The sequence below is a fragment of the Ureibacillus sinduriensis BLB-1 = JCM 15800 genome, assembly GCF_000772955.1.
GTDB lineage: Bacteria > Bacillota > Bacilli > Bacillales_A > Planococcaceae > Ureibacillus > Ureibacillus sinduriensis.
The window spans coordinates 88,271-103,164 of sequence record NZ_JPVO01000046.1 but is presented as its reverse complement, the minus strand read 5'-3'; the positions used below and the strand labels follow the sequence as shown (position 1 = coordinate 103,164).

Genomic DNA, 14,894 nt, shown 5'->3' with positions numbered 1-14,894 from the left:
ATTTATGGACCGGGAAAGAGTATTTTGAAATGGTAAACATCAAATCTCAAGATGGAGGAGGTTGGATAAGTGAATGGGTTTTCCAATTTCACAATGGTCATAGAGGAATAATTTGCATCTTTTTCGATACACAAGATATAAATAAGACTGTTAGAAATCTTAAAGATTTAAAAATCACCCAACCTGAAAGATTAAAATATAAGTTTCACTTCTCTGTAACCGAATATCTATATCAAGATTAGTTTCTCTAGCATAAGTAGAGACTGAGGTTTATTCAATTAAACCAACTAATAGAAGTTCAACCGTTACTCCATTAAAGGCGCAATTCTCAAGTAGAATTGCGCCCTATTCAGCAATCGGGCCAGATTGTGGAATAACAATCTTTAAATAGCAAGCACATTCGCACATAGAAAATTAATGGTTTATAATGAATTAAATGGTAAATAAAGGAGTGGTAATGCTTTGAATAACTCAAAGAAAAAGGAATTACTAGACTGGATTAAGTCTATTGTTGTAGCTTTTGTATTCGTCGTTGCTATGAGAACGTTTATTTTTTCACCAATTTCAGTAGATGGTGCTTCAATGATGCCAACTTATGAAGACGGAGACAGAGTTATAGTAAACAAAATCAGTAAGCAAATTTCTGGTATTGAAAGATTTGACGTTATAGTATTCGAAGCCCCTATTGGTAAGGATTATATTAAACGAGTAATAGGATTACCTGGAGATCATGTTGCTTATAAGGATGACACGCTTTATATAAACGACGAGCCTCTAGAAGAACCATATTTAGACTTGTATAAGGAACAACTCCCAGACAATGGTAGTCTAACACAAGATTTCACTTTACAGTCTTTAACAGGATATTCAACAATACCAGAAGGCTATCTATTTGTTTTAGGTGATAATCGTAGTAATAGTATTGATAGTAGATTTCCTAGTGTGGGATTAGTACCAATGGAAAAGGTACTAGGGATAGCCAATGTTAGATTTTATCCTTTTGATAGTTTAGGGATCGTTAAATAAATTAATTCTCATGGACTTAACTTGAATGACTATCTTCAACAAAGGGCCATATTGTTGAATAACACTTTTTTTAAAATGGACCATTTAAATATTAAAGGTACAATTATGAAGAAGTTGTATTTAAACTAAAGGGAGAGTTTAGTAACTTTTTTATGATTTATGAGGTTTAAATCAAGGTTTGTAGATTTCAAAATAATCCCATATAATTGTTGGTATATCCAAATAATGGAGGGGATATATAATGTCTTATTTTAATGACTTAATTAGTCTGATATTTAATGCAAGTGATTTATGGATTTTATTAGAGCTTTTATTTGTAACATCATGTATTTCAACAATAATATTAATTTTAAGCAAAAATGAGTATGTTTCATTTCTTTCATCTGCACCAATTTTCTATTTATTATGTCACTTACTTTTCTCTGAATCACATTTAATGCTTATCATTCTGGCTATGTCAGTACAATCCATAGTTATTAATCTTATTAATTTTACTCAAAAGGTTCGGAATAAAAAGATTGCTATGTTAGAAACTCAAAAAAATAATTAGGAACCAAAATAAACAGAAATATATCGTTATAATTCTTTATTAGTTTATTGTTCAAATGAAGGCTATAGCTGAATAACGATGTTCAACAATCGGGCGCGTTTCTTTAATAAGATTTGCGCCTTTATTCATGAAAAGGGCCATTTCTGGAGCAAGACTAAGTGAACTAAAGGTGCAGAGTAGTGGAAAAATGGATTATTTTCCATTATGGAAAATGGTACTATAGAGGTAAGATGTGTTGAGCATAGGTCTTGTTCTTTTTGCTTTCATTCACATACTAATTGGATAAGCACTAATATACTTTTATGATAAATTACCAAAATCCTTAACGATATTTGTGTTTGTTTTTTACTTTTAGTTTCCTTTATTGGGGATTCGTTTTAAACAAATATATTCTTGGAATAATATGATGGAGGTATAAAAATGAAAATATTAGAACTCCCAATTGAATTTGAATTTAACGGACAAAAAAATTACATTTATCCCAGCTTAATTATATTAAATAATGAACTGACCTTGGTCGATACAGGGTATACAAATTTTTTAACTTTAATTGAAAATGAAATTTTAAAAAATGGATATGAAATGAAGAATTTAAAGAATATAATTATTACTCACTATGATGATGATCATATAGGCTCTTTATATGATTTCAAAGAAAAGTATCCTTGGATCAACATTATAGCTAGTGAAATTGAATCAAAATACATTAGTGGTGAAGTGAAGTCAGAGAGATTGGTTCAAGCCGAAGAAATGCTAGAAAGTATGCCAAAAGAGGAAATTGAATTTGGTAAATGGTTTATACAGCAATTAAAGAATTTGAAGCATGTTTCAATTGATGAAAAGGTACATGATGGTGATATGATTTTAGATAATAAATGTAGGGTAGTAGCAACACCAGGGCATACTTCAGGGCATATTTCATTATATTTTCCAAGTGTAAAAAGTGTAATTACAGGTGATGCAGCGGTTATAGAGAACCATGAATTAGTCATTGCCAATCCAAACTTTTGTTTAAATGTTGAGAAAGCAAAACAATCTCTGACAAAGATTAAAAATCTTAAAGCTGAAAATTACTATTGTTATCATGGTGGGAAACTCAACTTATAATGGGGAGTAAACGCTAATACTTACTTTTGAATTAAACAATTTTATTATTCCCTTTTCTAATACAATCGATATTCCACAATCGGGGGCGATTCTGCAGTAAGAATTGCATCTTTCTTCATGAAAAGGGCCGGATTGTGTAGCAACCTCCTTTTATGAAATGTTCCCAAACGATTGTTTGTAATATTATTACACTTAATTTAAACTATTTAGAAAGAGGAAGATAATGAGCCTTTATCGTTATTTTGCTTCAAAAAAGCCTTTACCGACTGTTATAACTTTGGAAGAATACCATTTTGGGGATCAGTTTGAAGTTCTTCCATGTAGAAAAAATCCTCCTGTGGCGGGAGGGGGGCAAATTCAAAAGCCTAAGATCTACAAGGTGAGAGGCAATACAAATGACACGTTTTTAAACCAACTTGTTGACTATATTAAGGAAAATGTTGAAGAACAAAACCGAGTGGAATTTTGGTCAATATGGCATAGTGAAAAAGTGCCTTCTAAAAACATACATCGAATAAATCCACAGCAAATAACTATTGAAGATTTACAAATCTTAAATCAAAACGAAAATTGCTGTATTAAATTTTTTCCTAAAAATAAAAAGTAACTTTATTGAAATGCGAAATTAAGGAGAAGAGCTCTCAAACACCGCTTTGGCAGATGCCATCTGAATAAAAAACGGGCAATTATTGACAATTTATTCATGCTATAAATCTGCAATTTTTATTATTACCTCTTAAATTAACAAGAGCTTTAGTTGAATACCGATTTTCAACAACCGGGCGCTATCCTTGAAAAAGGATAAGCGCTCATTTCTCTTTAAGTACCGGTTAGTTCATAAAAGACAACTCCCAGGAAGAAAACTGAATGAGATTGGATTCATACCTAGATTATTTGGCATAACATCATAATTCTTGAATTTATAGAGTATGGGGGACTATGTTTCTACCAAATTAGTTTTGCACCAGAACCTGGTAAGGGTGCTTTTTATTTTGTTTAAATGGTATGAATACACTTTTTTCTAAAATATTTGTGCCATAATGATAGTGATAGGAGGAATCGCTATGAAGAAAACGTTAGGATTGATACTTACATATATATGTACAATTATTTTATTGACGCTTACAATGTTCGATCCAGAAGAAAATATTATGCGGGATGTTTATATGGCGGCATTGACCGGTCTTATTTATGTTGTCTTTACAATTGGATGGGAAAAGCTAGTGCAGCAAACAAAGTTTGAAGCCTTACATAAATGGCTGTTTGTTTTGATCACATGGTATGCATTATTAACGATTGGAGATATTTTAATTTTTCAAGAAACGCTGAATGCGTTGGTTTTGCTAGGGATGCTGCTTTGTCTACTAATATGCCTTTATGTTTATCGCACAAATAGGATGGCAGTAGATGCATTAACAGCGGCTCTATTATTCGTGACGCTATACATTGCGATGCAAATAGAACATACTATTATTCCAGGAGGGGTAATTGGTGGCATGGTCATTTCAATGCCATTTTTAATACTTGCGGCAAAGAAATCACTGCGTGCAACACAAATTCTAGGACGTCTTGTGTTTTTCTTAATGGCTTTTACCATTTTATTTCTTACACCTGCAACGCCTATCATCGCAGAGGAAGGCTATTTGTTGTATTTAGTAATCTTTATATTCATTGTGGCATTTATATTTAGACGCAAAATCGAACTGCTATTGCCACAGCAAGCCATGCCTGTATTAATAGTAGTTACTTTTATTATGTATGTTGTAAAGCTTTTTTAATAGTAGATAGTTAGGACTGATAGTTATTAGCTTTAGCGTTCTAGGCAGTATATTGGGTGCTCAATCCAATAACGAAACTGTCATAGGTATTAGCGTTTTAGCTATCCAAAACACTGCAATCATCACTCTTTTAATTTATCTTGTTTTAAAACAAAATAAAAAAAGGAGCTAAAATGCACCAACTGGACGCATTTCTGCAATAAGGATGGCAATTTCTCCGTGAAAAAGGCTAGATTGTTAAAGTTGTAATTGTATAGCACAAAAGCAGAAAGTAGAATTAGTTGTGAACAGAGAGAGGATCCCATAATAGAGTTAAAGAGAGATTAGAACGCTAATCCCCCATTAACCTTCAAGCATCTTTTGTGTAATCAGTTTGAAATCTTCTTCACTTATCTCTAAATGACCAAATCGAAAAGGATAACCCCAATGCTTCTTATTTTTTATAAAAGCCAGTTGTGGGATTAATGGATGAATCGATGTTTCTGTGCAACTAATAAAATCTATATTTCTTCGAAAGGGGATGAAATCGTTCCCCATATCAAATTGAAAAATCTCATCATCGATAACTTTGCCTATAGCAGTGAACTTCTGATATGGGATTGATTCTTGTATACTTTCCTTTGAAGAGTAATAGATAATCCAATCGCCAACACCCATCTTTTTTAAGGGAGCCTCTTTTCCATGGCAAAGTTGAGCGAAACCACCACAGACTCCCTTCATTACATGTTCTCGGGAGGCAACCCCAATCCAATATTTTGTTTTCTTATGCATTCTATCAGCATCCACAATTATCGGGGGTATTTTCCATATTAGTTGTATCCGAGACAGGAAAGTTCATTTCTTGCCATGCCGCAATTCCTCCGGTCAACTCTTTAACTTTGTAGCCTTGTTCCAATAAAACTTTGGCCACTTTGGCAGCGGTATTGCACCAGACATCCCAGCAATAAACAATAATCTCTTTATCCTTTGGTATTTCATTTAATCGGTCCAGTAATTCTTGCTCAGGTAGTACATGGGCATCCTTGATTGTGACACTCCTTACATGAACTGGACCGTTTCTAACATCGATTAAAAAGTATTTCTCCGGTTCCATTTGCTTACCTCTCATATAATCCATAGGGCTTACTGTTGCTTGAAGACGTGCATTAAAATAATCAAGTGCGTTCATAATGATAAAACCTCCAATTTTCTATAATGACTTCCAAACCTTAACAAGTAAATCTTTAAGTAGTTGCTTCTCATTCGGATTTAAAGGGGTTAAAACTTCTAATTCAATATGGTTTAAAAATTCCAAACGTGAATCCAATACATCGTTTCCTTTTTCAGTAATGAGTAGACTGTAGGATCTTCTATCATTAGGATTCTTTGATCTCTCAACAAATCCCAACGTTTCCAAATGGTCAATATGACTTACCATAGTAGTCCGATCAATCTTTAGATTTTCTGAGATATCTTTCTGTGATGAATAAGGGTTTCCTTGAATGAATAAAAGTACACCATATTGTCTTGCATTAATATTGAAGGGAATGAGTCCTTCAGCAAACTTATCTTCCATTTGCTGAAGAACTTTTCCAAGCAAAAAACCATAGGATTGATGCCATTGATCTGACAAAATGTTCATCTCCTCAAATAATCAGTATTTAATATAATCAGTATAACTGATTATATTCCGAACAACAAGTGTTTTAGAAATTTTTAGGTGTCACTATCCATTCAACGGTAAACCATGATTCATAAATAATTATGGAATTATCAACAATTTGGCGCATTTTGAAATAGAGAAGGTGGCTTTCTTCATGTTAAAGGTCGTTAATTGGTATAATATTCAAAAAACGAGTAAAGGGGAAAGGGAAATGATAAATTATAATGGTCGTAGCTTTGTTTCAATCGAAAATACAGCTAACGGTGAAGTTTCTTCAAAGACTATTTTTGAATACAAACAAGAGGGGCAGATTATCTCGGCAACATATAGTGGAGGGGAAATTGTAAAAGGAACTTTGGTTGGAGTAGTAAAGGAAGACGGTTGCTTACAGTTTAGATATAACCATGTAAACAACAAAAATGAAATTAGAGGAGGACAATGTATTTCAACTCCTGAAATATTGCCGGATGGGCGCATTAGGTTGTATGAAAATTGGCAATGGCTTGATTCTGAAGCTACTGAGGGAAGTTCAATCATTGAGGAAATTAGAAAATAAATAATTTAACATTCTTCTTGATAGCTTTTCAACAATCGCACGTATTTCTTGAAGAGAAAATTTGCCCTTTTTCAGTAATGGGTTCAGATGGTGGGGAAAAATAAAAAATATCTTTTTATAATACAATTAGAACAAAGTAAAAGCGGCCCTCCACTGATTAGATCGTGTAAGGCCGCTTTTTTTAAAATTGTTGCTATAAACAGTGTATAGAACTAACTAACTAATAAATCCATTTCCATTAGGTAGCTTTACGCATTGATTTCATAATCAAGCTCACAATGAACACAAGTATAATTGCTCCAATTAAAGCAGGGATAACGTAGAAATCAGAAATTTTAGGTCCCCAACTTCCTAGAAGCGTACCACCAATCCATGCACCGATAATACCTGCGATAATATTGCCGATAATTCCACCTGGGACATCCTTGCCTATGATCATGCCTGCAAGCCAACCGATGACCCCACCAATTATTAGAAACCAAATGAAACTCATACTATCATCTCCTTTTTATGCTATTTAATATTTCGTTATAGTTTTTTATAACCTTTATTAAACATCTTCAAACATTAAGGAGAATAGTGGAAACTTCAACGGTATTTAGAGGACATTGGCAAGTCATGTTAAGCCCGCTCTACTTCATCCACGAAACAATGATACAGACGGATATTCAACATTAGTTGAATAGGTAAGTAGAAAAGAAAAAAGGACTCAATCCATTAACAGAAATCGAGACACATCGTGATACTGTCCGTGGTTGGAGTCAATAAATAAAAAATTGCTCTATTGACAGTAACTAAGTGAATCTTGCTTTTTCTTTGAAATAGCCAGTTTTATTTATTTAATTCTTTATATAAAACATACTTTAAGGCAGAAATTTCCTCTTCGGACAGTTTACCTTCAAGTTCGGATAATATTTCATCCTTACTAATGGAACCGTTTTGTGCTTGTTCCTGAATATCCAGTAAACGATTCACGCCCACTTTTTTAATTATCACACGTGTCGCTTCTTCCTTTGTTTGGAAGGGAAGGGTATCCGGATTGATTGTTGCTGCCTCGCTTACAATTTCTTGAACATCTGGATCGTTCTCGATATAGGATTTTACTTCTTCCAGATTTTCATCATCCAAAGTAGTTTCCACTTTTTCAAATATTTTTTCGGAAGCGATATTTGTCCCAAAATGCCACACAGCATAGCCGGCTGCTCCGAGTAGAACAAGGATTATTAAGGTAATTGTTAAAAACTTTTTCATCGACTCACTCCTAACACTTTGAATATAGCATAACTTCCCAAAAACGACGAAGAAAAGTTGTCTTCTATAATACTGGATTTACTCATTTCCCCCACATCTTAACTATCGTTGCATTTTAGATATTTATAAAGTGCTTTTTAAAAATTCTATAAGTTATGGATTGTAACCAACGATTTGGCCATTTCTGAAATTAGCAGCGTCTTTATATTCTTAAATTGAGTGGTCTGTAATCATTATAGGAGGTCTTAGGATGTTTAAGTTCACCAACAAACGGGCGCATTCTTTTTAATAAGGAATGTGTCTTTTATGTCTTTTGTCCATCTCTAAGAAGCCTCTTGGGTAAAATTGGATATTAATGTTAAAATAGCGATAGGAACTTAAAAGTTATTAAAACAACAGGTGTATCCATTTTTGAGGAGGAACTGAGTTGAAGATTGTTAAAGTAGTACTCGTTTTATTAGTCATTATATTTTCAGTCTACGGGTTAGTTTCAAAAGACTTTTCATATAGCCCGATACCATCTTTATTGCTTGGTATTTTTATTGCAATTATGGGAGTAGAAGAATTTAAAAGCAAAGGTAAAAATAGTTTAGGAATGTTCTTTATACCCTTATCTGTGTTAGTTATTGGAATCGCTCTACTTAGTTTTTAATTAAAGCTAAAAGCTGGCGATGTATCATTATTATTTCGATTCCAGTTGTTCGATAAAACAGAATGTTATTCAATATGGAGCCGGTTTTTGTAATGGGAAGCAGGTCTTATTATTGGAACATTAAAAAAAACAAAAAGATATGATACTAAAGGTGGGATCAGTAGTGAATATAAGAAAACTAGCAAAGCAAGAAACGCCTCCGATGCAATTGTTATTGGAGGCTGACCCTTCGGAAAGTATAGTTCAGGAATATATAAAAAGGGGGGACTGTTTTATAGCCGAAAGTGACAAACAAGTTGTTGGGGTATATGTCCTATTGCCGACAAGGCCAACTACAGTGGAGTTGGTGAATATAGCGGTAGCTGAAGAAAACCGGGGCAAAGGGATAGGGAAATTGTTGGTACTGGATGCAATCCGTGTTGCATTGGAAAGAGGCTATAAAACGATTGAAATTGGTACGGGCAATTCAAGTATTGGGCAATTAGCGCTATATCAAAAATGCGGGTTTAGAATCACGGGTGTTGATTCTGACTTTTTTATCAAGCATTATCCAGAAGCAATTTTTGAGAACGGTATACAGTGCAGGGACATGATTCGCTTATCTAAAAATCTATCGGATATATAAAAGTTTGTTACGTCCATCTTAGTGCGCGATTCTTCAATACGACGAAGAACGCTTTTCGTTTTTGGGCCGTCCAGTCGCGATTGTTGAGAGTTGAACTCAAACTTGCGGGAAACGATAGCTCAAAAGGCTGTATAGGAGAGTGTTTATGCATGTTGATCATTTTAAAAGTGATTTTTGCGGTAACTGTTGCTTGTATAGCTGGTTATAGTTTGATTACTAAAAATTTTGAGTTCCAATTCTATATGATATTTTTCTTAAGTTTAATGATACTAGTAATGGGATTGGAGGAATTTAAGAAAGAACAAAAAATTAGAGGTTGGATTAGCATTGTTATTTTTTTATTTATATTAATTGTATCACTTGCAGGTTTCTTATTGAACTAACGGGACTTTCATTAACAATCTCTAATTCCGTACACTTTTCTAATATTACCTAAGTTCATTTCTTACGTTCACAACCTTTTAATATGTAGTCTATTGGGAAATCATCTGATAGAAAACGTTCATGACTGTATGAACGTTTTTTTTTTGCAAAAAAGAACGGTAGTGAGTGGATTATTGCTTTTGAAGACCATTTCAACAATAAAGAGAAAAGCAAAAGTATAGTGAAGTTAGGTGATTTTCCAAAAGGGGGGATATTTTGAAAGTACTAATCGTTTCAATGTCTACTTTGTTTATAGAGGCATTGCAAATAGCCATTCATGATAGGCGTCCAACTTGGCAAGTGGATACGTATCCAATCCAAGCTCCTTTATTTAACGAGGCATTAATGAAAAAAATCAACGATCAAGATATTGAAATTGTGGTGGTTGAAACATCAAATGATCACTTTGCGATAACCATCGGGAGTTTAAAGAAGCTGAAAGGTCCGGAAGTAGACATCATGCTGCTTGTAGATTCGAGAATGGGCGAGGTTTATCATCATTTGAAGGATGAAGAGCGCTGGGCGAGTGTTACTAAAAATACAAGCCTGAACGAATTTTTACTATTGATGGAGTCCTTTAACAGTAACACATCGCTTCCACTTGAAGTTTCGTTGAAGGAGGTGGATAAAAAGATTCTCAAAGATCTGGCAGTTGGCCATACATTTGAATTCATTCAGCGTACAAGGGAGATTTCGGCTGAGGAAATCGATCAGTCCCTATATCGGATTAACGCCTATTTTAAAGTGCCGAATTATATAGAGTCGATTAGTAAGGCGTTTGAGCAAAAAATCATAACATTTGGAACATAGTTTTAAAACTAAAGGCAATGAAGGAGGCAAAGAAATGAAAAAGGTGTTAAAGGCCTTGGCAGGAGTAATGATTGGAATCGCGGTTATTGCTATCGTAAAAATGATTGGTTAGGAGAGGTGCTACATGACATTTCAAATCAAAAACTTAAACAAGAGCTTTGGCAGTAAAATAGCGGTGAATAATATTTCTATAGAGCTGAAGGAGGGGCAGATCCTTGGTATGCTGGGCCGCAATGGAGCAGGGAAAACAACGACCATTCGGATGATGCTGGAACTTATTCCGAAAGACGGCGGGCAGATTTTATGGAAAGGAAGGCCTTTTTCCAAGAAAAACGTCAAAATCGGCTACTTGCCGGAAGAACGCGGACTATATGCGAAAATGAATGTGTTAGATCAAATTATTTACTTTGGTATGCTGGAAGGGATGGACAGAAAGGAAGCGAAAAAAGAGGCATTGAAGTGGCTGGAAAAGCTTGAAATCTCTTACGCAGCGAAAAAGCGTACCGAACAACTTTCTAAGGGGAATCAGCAAAAAGTACAATTGATTACAGCAATTATCCATGACCCGGAGTTTATCATTTTGGATGAACCTTTCAGCGGTTTAGACCCAGTGAATGCAGATATGCTTAAGAGCGTGGTGAAGGAATTGATCGCTCGGAAGAAAACGATTATTTTTTGCAGCCATCAAATGGATCAAGTGGAATCGTTCTGCAGCCAAATCTGTATTTTGAAGGATGGCAATCTGATTGTCTCCGACGAGCTGGCAAATGTAAAGAGTTCCTATGACTACCGTTACTTGGAGCTGGAGACAGCAGCTACGCACTTGAAAGATTATCTAGAGCATAAGAAGTATGATTTCACGCAGGATAACAACCGTTATAAATTACGTATTCCGCGCAGTGAAAAGATTTACCAGCTCATTTCGGAATTCGGTGAGAAATTTGAACTCCACGGGGTTTCATTAAAGGAGCCGAGCCTGCATGAAATCTTCATTGAACGGACAGGGGGCGAAGTCATTGCGTAATTTCAGTATTGTATTCAGCACGGTTTTCAAAGAAGCTGTTAAAACAAAGCCGTACTTATATATCACGCTGGGACTTGTGCTATTGAGCGTACTGCTCTTTGCCTCACCGGCAATCCTGAATAACTTCAATCAGGATGGCCCGGAAGAAACGTATAAACTTGTGAACCATACCTCATTGGAATTGTCCGAACAAGGGCTGGCCCAGGTGTCCGGCAACTGGAAAATTATAGATGGGGTGAGGATGGAGAGCATCAAAGAAGAGATTAAAGCTGATGAGCTGAGTGGATTCTTTATGCTGGAAGAGCATGCGGACATGATGAAGCTGGATATTTATATGCCGAAAGTAAACAATGAATTGGTAGTTGGGTTGGAATCCTATATTGAACAGAAAAAAATCGAATCGATTGTTTCCTCTCAATCAGTCGATCCGGTTATTTTACAGGCATTGAACACCCCATTGCAAAGCGATGTTCAATCTCTATATGAATCAGAGCCCAATGCACTGATGATTGTTTATGGACTTATTACGATTATGTTTTTAGCCATTTCAACATACGGCAATAATGTTGCAACAGCCATCGCATCGGAAAAATCCTCCCGCGTGATGGAGGTCATGATTACAAAGGTGGCACCGATACCCATGATGTACGGGAAAATTCTAGGCATCGGCATGGCAAGCCTGGTACAATTATTTATCTTTATCGGCGCCCTCCTATTATGGGCCAACCTGGGTATTTTCGATGTTCCAGAGGGTTCGTTTGTCCAGACAGTGATCGAGACAATTACATGGGGAACAGCCTTCTATATTCTGATTTTCTTTATCATCGGATACTTCATCTATGCCACTTTGTTTGCGATTGTCGGATCAATGGTAAGCCGTCCGGATGACCTATCGAGTGCCACGATGCCCATTGTCATTTTGCTGATGGCCAGTTTGGCTGCAGAAATGCTGTTTGTAATGGATTATCCAGAAGGGATGATGGCGAATGTTACATCTTACATTCCCTTTACGGCCCCGATGAGTGTATTGATTCGTATCGTATACAACACCATTGCGACGGGTGAAATTATAATTTCGCTGCTGGTCATGCTTGCATTCATTGCGCTGTTTGCAGCGATGGCGGCGAAAATTTATCCAAAAGGCGTACTGAAATCGGATAGCCTAACATTTAAACAGTTAATGCAACTTAATCGCTAGGGAACCGCTTCTTTAATGGATTCAATCTCAATTCCTACAAGTTAAAACAAGACTTCTCAAAAGCTTATATAGCTTGCAAGGAGTCTTTTTATCGTAAAATAATCTAATTGGAGGAAATCAGATTATTAAAAAAGTAGTATATAATAGTGATATAGATAAATTTAGAAATGGTGGTATGAAATGGTACTTACGGCGTTTGAGAACTTTCTATCATTTGTCATTCAGTATATTACATTACTATTTTTTTGCATTTATATTCTCGATTTAAATTGGACAAGGAAGCACTATGTAATAACAATTTGTTTTATATTTCTCCCGACCTATTTATTGTTTTCGTTTATTGGGGCACCATCGATTTTATTTTATTTAACGGTATTATCGATTATGGTTTTCCGGCAAACGAGCACTATTAGCCACATTTTCCATATATTTATGACGCTCATTTTTTTGGTGATCAGCGACAATCTATCATATTTACTCTCGTACCGCATACTAAATGAAACGGGGAATGATCATTTTATCTATTTCTGCTATTGTATGTTGTTTGTATTATTTGCCGCTGCAATAGCCTATTTGTACAAACAAGTCATGAAATATATAATCGGCCGCTGGGTAATCAATGGCTATATTTCTACTATTTTGGTGTTTTTGAGTGTCGTAACAGTTATCGTTATGTACATTGATATAGTAGCAATTGACCATGACAACTTTTACCAAAGTGTTCAAAATAATTTAATGATGTTCATGATGTATTTAGCATTTCTCACCGTCATTTTGTTTGTCGTTTTATATGCAGCATTTAATAGATACAAAGTGAAGCAACGGGAACAGGAAATGAAGAATTTCGAAGCGTACGTCGCCTCGCTTGAACAAATCAACCAGGATATGCGCAGGTTCAAGCATGATTATGTGAATATTCTATCTTCTTTGCGCACATTCATCGATGATAAAAATTATGACGGCCTTCATACATATTTCTATCAGCATATTTTAGAGGCCAATCATCAGGAACAGTTGAACCAGCAAGCCATGATGACGCTGAATAACTTGAAAATAAACAGTTTGAAAGGGTTATTAACAACAAAAATCTTGCAAGCTCAATCGCATCACGTACCATTTTATATTGAAATGGTCGAGGAAGTTGAAGATATTTCGATCGATCCGATTGTTTTGAATCGCATGGTCGGTATCTTGCTCGACAATGCAATCGAAGCTGCACGGGAAACTGAAGATGGTGAAGTGCGGGTAGCGTTTATTCATTTGGATGGGGCAATCTTGTTGGTTGTATGCAATACATTTAATGAAAAATCGAATATCAAGGTACATGAGGTTTATCAAGAGGGATTTTCAACCAAAGGGGAAAATCGTGGCCTCGGTTTGGCGAATCTGCTGCAAATGAAAAATGAGTCACCTAATGTCAGTTTGAACACGAAAATCAGCCCTCCATACTTTATTCAAGAAATCGGTTTCGAAAGGAGTAGGTAAGATGGATATCGTTATTTGTGAAGACGACTTTGTTCAATTGGAGAGCATCAAAAAAATAATTGAAAACTATGCAGCCATTGAAGATAACGGAATGAAGATAGTGCTGGCTACAACAAATCCCGCCGATGTTGCGGCGTTCCTGGAAAATGCAAAGGCTGATTGCTATTTTTTTGATATCGATTTGAAGCATGAAATGACCGGGATTGCCTTGGGCAGCAAGTTGCGGGAAAAAGACCCGGTTGCCAGTCTCGTATATGTCACTACGCATGCTGAAATGAGTTTTCTTACATTCATCTATAAACTTGCTGCCCTGGATTTTATTATTAAAGATAATCCTGATGGGCTAAAAGAAAAGATACTATCGACCTTAAAAGAAGCACATCGACGCTATGTAAAAATGGGCGAACAAGATACCATCCAAAAATTGCAAATCAAGACGATGGGCCACACCCGTAATATTGATTTGCAAAGTATTTACTTTTTCGAAGCCTCGCCGGACTCGCATAAAATCATCTTGCATTTAGAAAATGAATATATTGAATTTTACGGACGGTTAAAAAATTATGAAAGTTTACATCCGGATTTCTACCGCTGCCACAAATCTTTTATTGTAAATAAAGCCAAAGTTCAAAACATCGATTCGAAAAATAGAACCGTTTTTTTGGAGAATGGTGAAATATGCTTTGCTTCAGCCCGACTTATTAAAGGTCTCTTAAAGTAGATCAACATGCCATATCCCTTTTTTTCAGATGCCTTCATCATTGATT

The 14,894-nt window shown here is 35.4% G+C and carries 20 protein-coding genes; 15 read left to right on the top strand and 5 right to left on the bottom strand.

Going from position 1 to position 14,894, the window contains the following annotated elements; genetic code table 11:
* Window positions 1-29 precede the first annotated feature (29 nt).
* The 6 genes from CD33_RS06985 to CD33_RS06960 all read left to right on the top strand — a co-directional run bounded on the left by CD33_RS06985 (window position 30) and on the right by CD33_RS06960 (window position 4,461).
* Entirely contained in the window at window positions 30-242 is a 213-nt protein-coding gene (locus CD33_RS06985; RefSeq protein WP_052130081.1) for a hypothetical protein, read from the top strand.
* Between the two features lie 220 nt (window positions 243-462).
* Window positions 463-1,026, top strand: coding sequence for a signal peptidase I (gene lepB / locus CD33_RS06980; RefSeq protein ID WP_036199435.1), 564 nt, complete (start codon window positions 463-465; stop codon window positions 1,024-1,026).
* A gap of 241 nt (window positions 1,027-1,267) precedes the next feature.
* On the top strand, window positions 1,268-1,576 hold the full coding sequence (locus tag CD33_RS06975; protein WP_036199433.1) for a hypothetical protein: 309 nt from the start codon (window positions 1,268-1,270) through the stop codon (window positions 1,574-1,576).
* Between the two features lie 420 nt (window positions 1,577-1,996).
* Entirely contained in the window at window positions 1,997-2,683 is a 687-nt protein-coding gene (locus CD33_RS06970; protein ID WP_036199431.1) for an MBL fold metallo-hydrolase, read from the top strand.
* Between the two features lie 223 nt (window positions 2,684-2,906).
* Complete coding sequence (locus tag CD33_RS06965) at window positions 2,907-3,290, top strand: hypothetical protein (protein ID WP_036199428.1); 384 nt, start codon at window positions 2,907-2,909, stop codon at window positions 3,288-3,290.
* Between the two features lie 457 nt (window positions 3,291-3,747).
* Entirely contained in the window at window positions 3,748-4,461 is a 714-nt protein-coding gene (locus tag CD33_RS06960; RefSeq protein ID WP_036199426.1) for a hypothetical protein, read from the top strand.
* A 342-nt stretch (window positions 4,462-4,803) separates the two neighbouring features.
* On the opposite strand, the gene CD33_RS06955 is transcribed toward CD33_RS06960, so the two are convergent.
* From CD33_RS06955 to CD33_RS06945, 3 genes are read right to left on the bottom strand one after another with little or no spacing between them, the layout of a single operon-like run.
* Window positions 4,804-5,232 (bottom strand): EVE domain-containing protein, encoded by a 429-nt coding sequence (locus CD33_RS06955; protein ID WP_036199422.1) that lies wholly within the window; start codon window positions 5,230-5,232, stop codon window positions 4,804-4,806.
* Between the two features lie 4 nt (window positions 5,233-5,236).
* Entirely contained in the window at window positions 5,237-5,629 is a 393-nt protein-coding gene (locus tag CD33_RS06950; RefSeq protein WP_036199421.1) for a rhodanese-like domain-containing protein, read from the bottom strand.
* A gap of 21 nt (window positions 5,630-5,650) precedes the next feature.
* A complete protein-coding gene (locus CD33_RS06945) occupies window positions 5,651-6,073 on the bottom strand; it encodes a MarR family winged helix-turn-helix transcriptional regulator (protein ID WP_235863364.1) in 423 nt (140 codons plus the stop codon).
* Window positions 6,074-6,314: 241 nt separating this feature from the next.
* Here CD33_RS06945 and CD33_RS06940 point away from each other — a divergent pair, with 241 nt between their 5' ends.
* Entirely contained in the window at window positions 6,315-6,659 is a 345-nt protein-coding gene (locus tag CD33_RS06940; protein ID WP_176400109.1) for an avidin-fold protein, read from the top strand.
* Window positions 6,660-6,897: 238 nt separating this feature from the next.
* On the opposite strand, the gene CD33_RS06935 is transcribed toward CD33_RS06940, so the two are convergent.
* Complete coding sequence (locus CD33_RS06935; RefSeq protein WP_036199417.1) at window positions 6,898-7,152, bottom strand: GlsB/YeaQ/YmgE family stress response membrane protein; 255 nt, start codon at window positions 7,150-7,152, stop codon at window positions 6,898-6,900.
* Window positions 7,153-7,490: 338 nt separating this feature from the next.
* Window positions 7,491-7,910: a hypothetical protein gene (locus tag CD33_RS06930; RefSeq protein ID WP_036199415.1), complete on the bottom strand. Its 420-nt coding sequence runs from the start codon at window positions 7,908-7,910 to the stop codon at window positions 7,491-7,493.
* Window positions 7,911-8,337: 427 nt separating this feature from the next.
* Between CD33_RS06930 and CD33_RS06925 the strand changes: the two genes are divergently transcribed.
* The 8 genes from CD33_RS06925 to CD33_RS06890 all read left to right on the top strand — a co-directional run bounded on the left by CD33_RS06925 (window position 8,338) and on the right by CD33_RS06890 (window position 14,848).
* Complete coding sequence (locus CD33_RS06925; RefSeq protein WP_036199413.1) at window positions 8,338-8,562, top strand: hypothetical protein; 225 nt, start codon at window positions 8,338-8,340, stop codon at window positions 8,560-8,562.
* A 163-nt stretch (window positions 8,563-8,725) separates the two neighbouring features.
* A complete protein-coding gene (locus CD33_RS06920; RefSeq protein ID WP_036199411.1) occupies window positions 8,726-9,187 on the top strand; it encodes a GNAT family N-acetyltransferase in 462 nt (153 codons plus the stop codon).
* Window positions 9,188-9,336: 149 nt separating this feature from the next.
* A complete protein-coding gene (locus CD33_RS06915) occupies window positions 9,337-9,570 on the top strand; it encodes a DUF3953 domain-containing protein (RefSeq protein WP_036199409.1) in 234 nt (77 codons plus the stop codon).
* A 256-nt stretch (window positions 9,571-9,826) separates the two neighbouring features.
* A complete protein-coding gene (locus tag CD33_RS06910; RefSeq protein ID WP_036199407.1) occupies window positions 9,827-10,420 on the top strand; it encodes a hypothetical protein in 594 nt (197 codons plus the stop codon).
* Window positions 10,421-10,544: 124 nt separating this feature from the next.
* Window positions 10,545-11,444 (top strand): ABC transporter ATP-binding protein, encoded by a 900-nt coding sequence (locus tag CD33_RS06905; protein ID WP_036199405.1) that lies wholly within the window; start codon window positions 10,545-10,547, stop codon window positions 11,442-11,444.
* Window positions 11,401-12,642, top strand: a complete 1,242-nt coding sequence (locus CD33_RS06900; RefSeq protein WP_235863363.1) for an ABC transporter permease — start codon at window positions 11,401-11,403, stop codon at window positions 12,640-12,642. The genes CD33_RS06905 and CD33_RS06900 overlap by 44 nt, the downstream gene beginning before the upstream one ends.
* A gap of 180 nt (window positions 12,643-12,822) precedes the next feature.
* Window positions 12,823-14,127: a sensor histidine kinase gene (locus CD33_RS06895; RefSeq protein ID WP_036199400.1), complete on the top strand. Its 1,305-nt coding sequence runs from the start codon at window positions 12,823-12,825 to the stop codon at window positions 14,125-14,127.
* Between the two features lies 1 nt (window position 14,128).
* Window positions 14,129-14,848, top strand: a complete 720-nt coding sequence (locus CD33_RS06890; RefSeq protein ID WP_036199397.1) for a LytR/AlgR family response regulator transcription factor — start codon at window positions 14,129-14,131, stop codon at window positions 14,846-14,848.
* The last annotated feature ends 46 nt before the right edge of the window (window positions 14,849-14,894 follow it).

Bases quoted from the DNA above. Each gene is read 5' to 3' on its own strand.
- CD33_RS06985 (WP_052130081.1), top strand. From the start codon at position 30: ATGGTAAACATCAAATCTCAAGATGGAGGAGGTTGGATAAGTGAATGG.
- CD33_RS06975 (WP_036199433.1), top strand. From the start codon at position 1,268: ATGTCTTATTTTAATGACTTAATTAGTCTGATATTTAATGCAAGTGAT.
- CD33_RS06970 (WP_036199431.1), top strand. From the start codon at position 1,997: ATGAAAATATTAGAACTCCCAATTGAATTTGAATTTAACGGACAAAAA.
- CD33_RS06965 (WP_036199428.1), top strand. From the start codon at position 2,907: ATGAGCCTTTATCGTTATTTTGCTTCAAAAAAGCCTTTACCGACTGTT.
- CD33_RS06960 (WP_036199426.1), top strand. From the start codon at position 3,748: ATGAAGAAAACGTTAGGATTGATACTTACATATATATGTACAATTATT.
- CD33_RS06955 (WP_036199422.1), bottom strand. From the start codon at position 5,232: ATGCATAAGAAAACAAAATATTGGATTGGGGTTGCCTCCCGAGAACAT.
- CD33_RS06950 (WP_036199421.1), bottom strand. From the start codon at position 5,629: ATGAACGCACTTGATTATTTTAATGCACGTCTTCAAGCAACAGTAAGC.
- CD33_RS06940 (WP_176400109.1), top strand. From the start codon at position 6,315: ATGATAAATTATAATGGTCGTAGCTTTGTTTCAATCGAAAATACAGCT.
- CD33_RS06935 (WP_036199417.1), bottom strand. From the start codon at position 7,152: ATGAGTTTCATTTGGTTTCTAATAATTGGTGGGGTCATCGGTTGGCTT.
- CD33_RS06930 (WP_036199415.1), bottom strand. From the start codon at position 7,910: ATGAAAAAGTTTTTAACAATTACCTTAATAATCCTTGTTCTACTCGGA.
- CD33_RS06915 (WP_036199409.1), top strand. From the start codon at position 9,337: ATGTTGATCATTTTAAAAGTGATTTTTGCGGTAACTGTTGCTTGTATA.
- CD33_RS06905 (WP_036199405.1), top strand. From the start codon at position 10,545: ATGACATTTCAAATCAAAAACTTAAACAAGAGCTTTGGCAGTAAAATA.
- CD33_RS06900 (WP_235863363.1), top strand. From the start codon at position 11,401: ATGAAATCTTCATTGAACGGACAGGGGGCGAAGTCATTGCGTAATTTC.
- CD33_RS06895 (WP_036199400.1), top strand. From the start codon at position 12,823: ATGGTACTTACGGCGTTTGAGAACTTTCTATCATTTGTCATTCAGTAT.
- CD33_RS06890 (WP_036199397.1), top strand. From the start codon at position 14,129: ATGGATATCGTTATTTGTGAAGACGACTTTGTTCAATTGGAGAGCATC.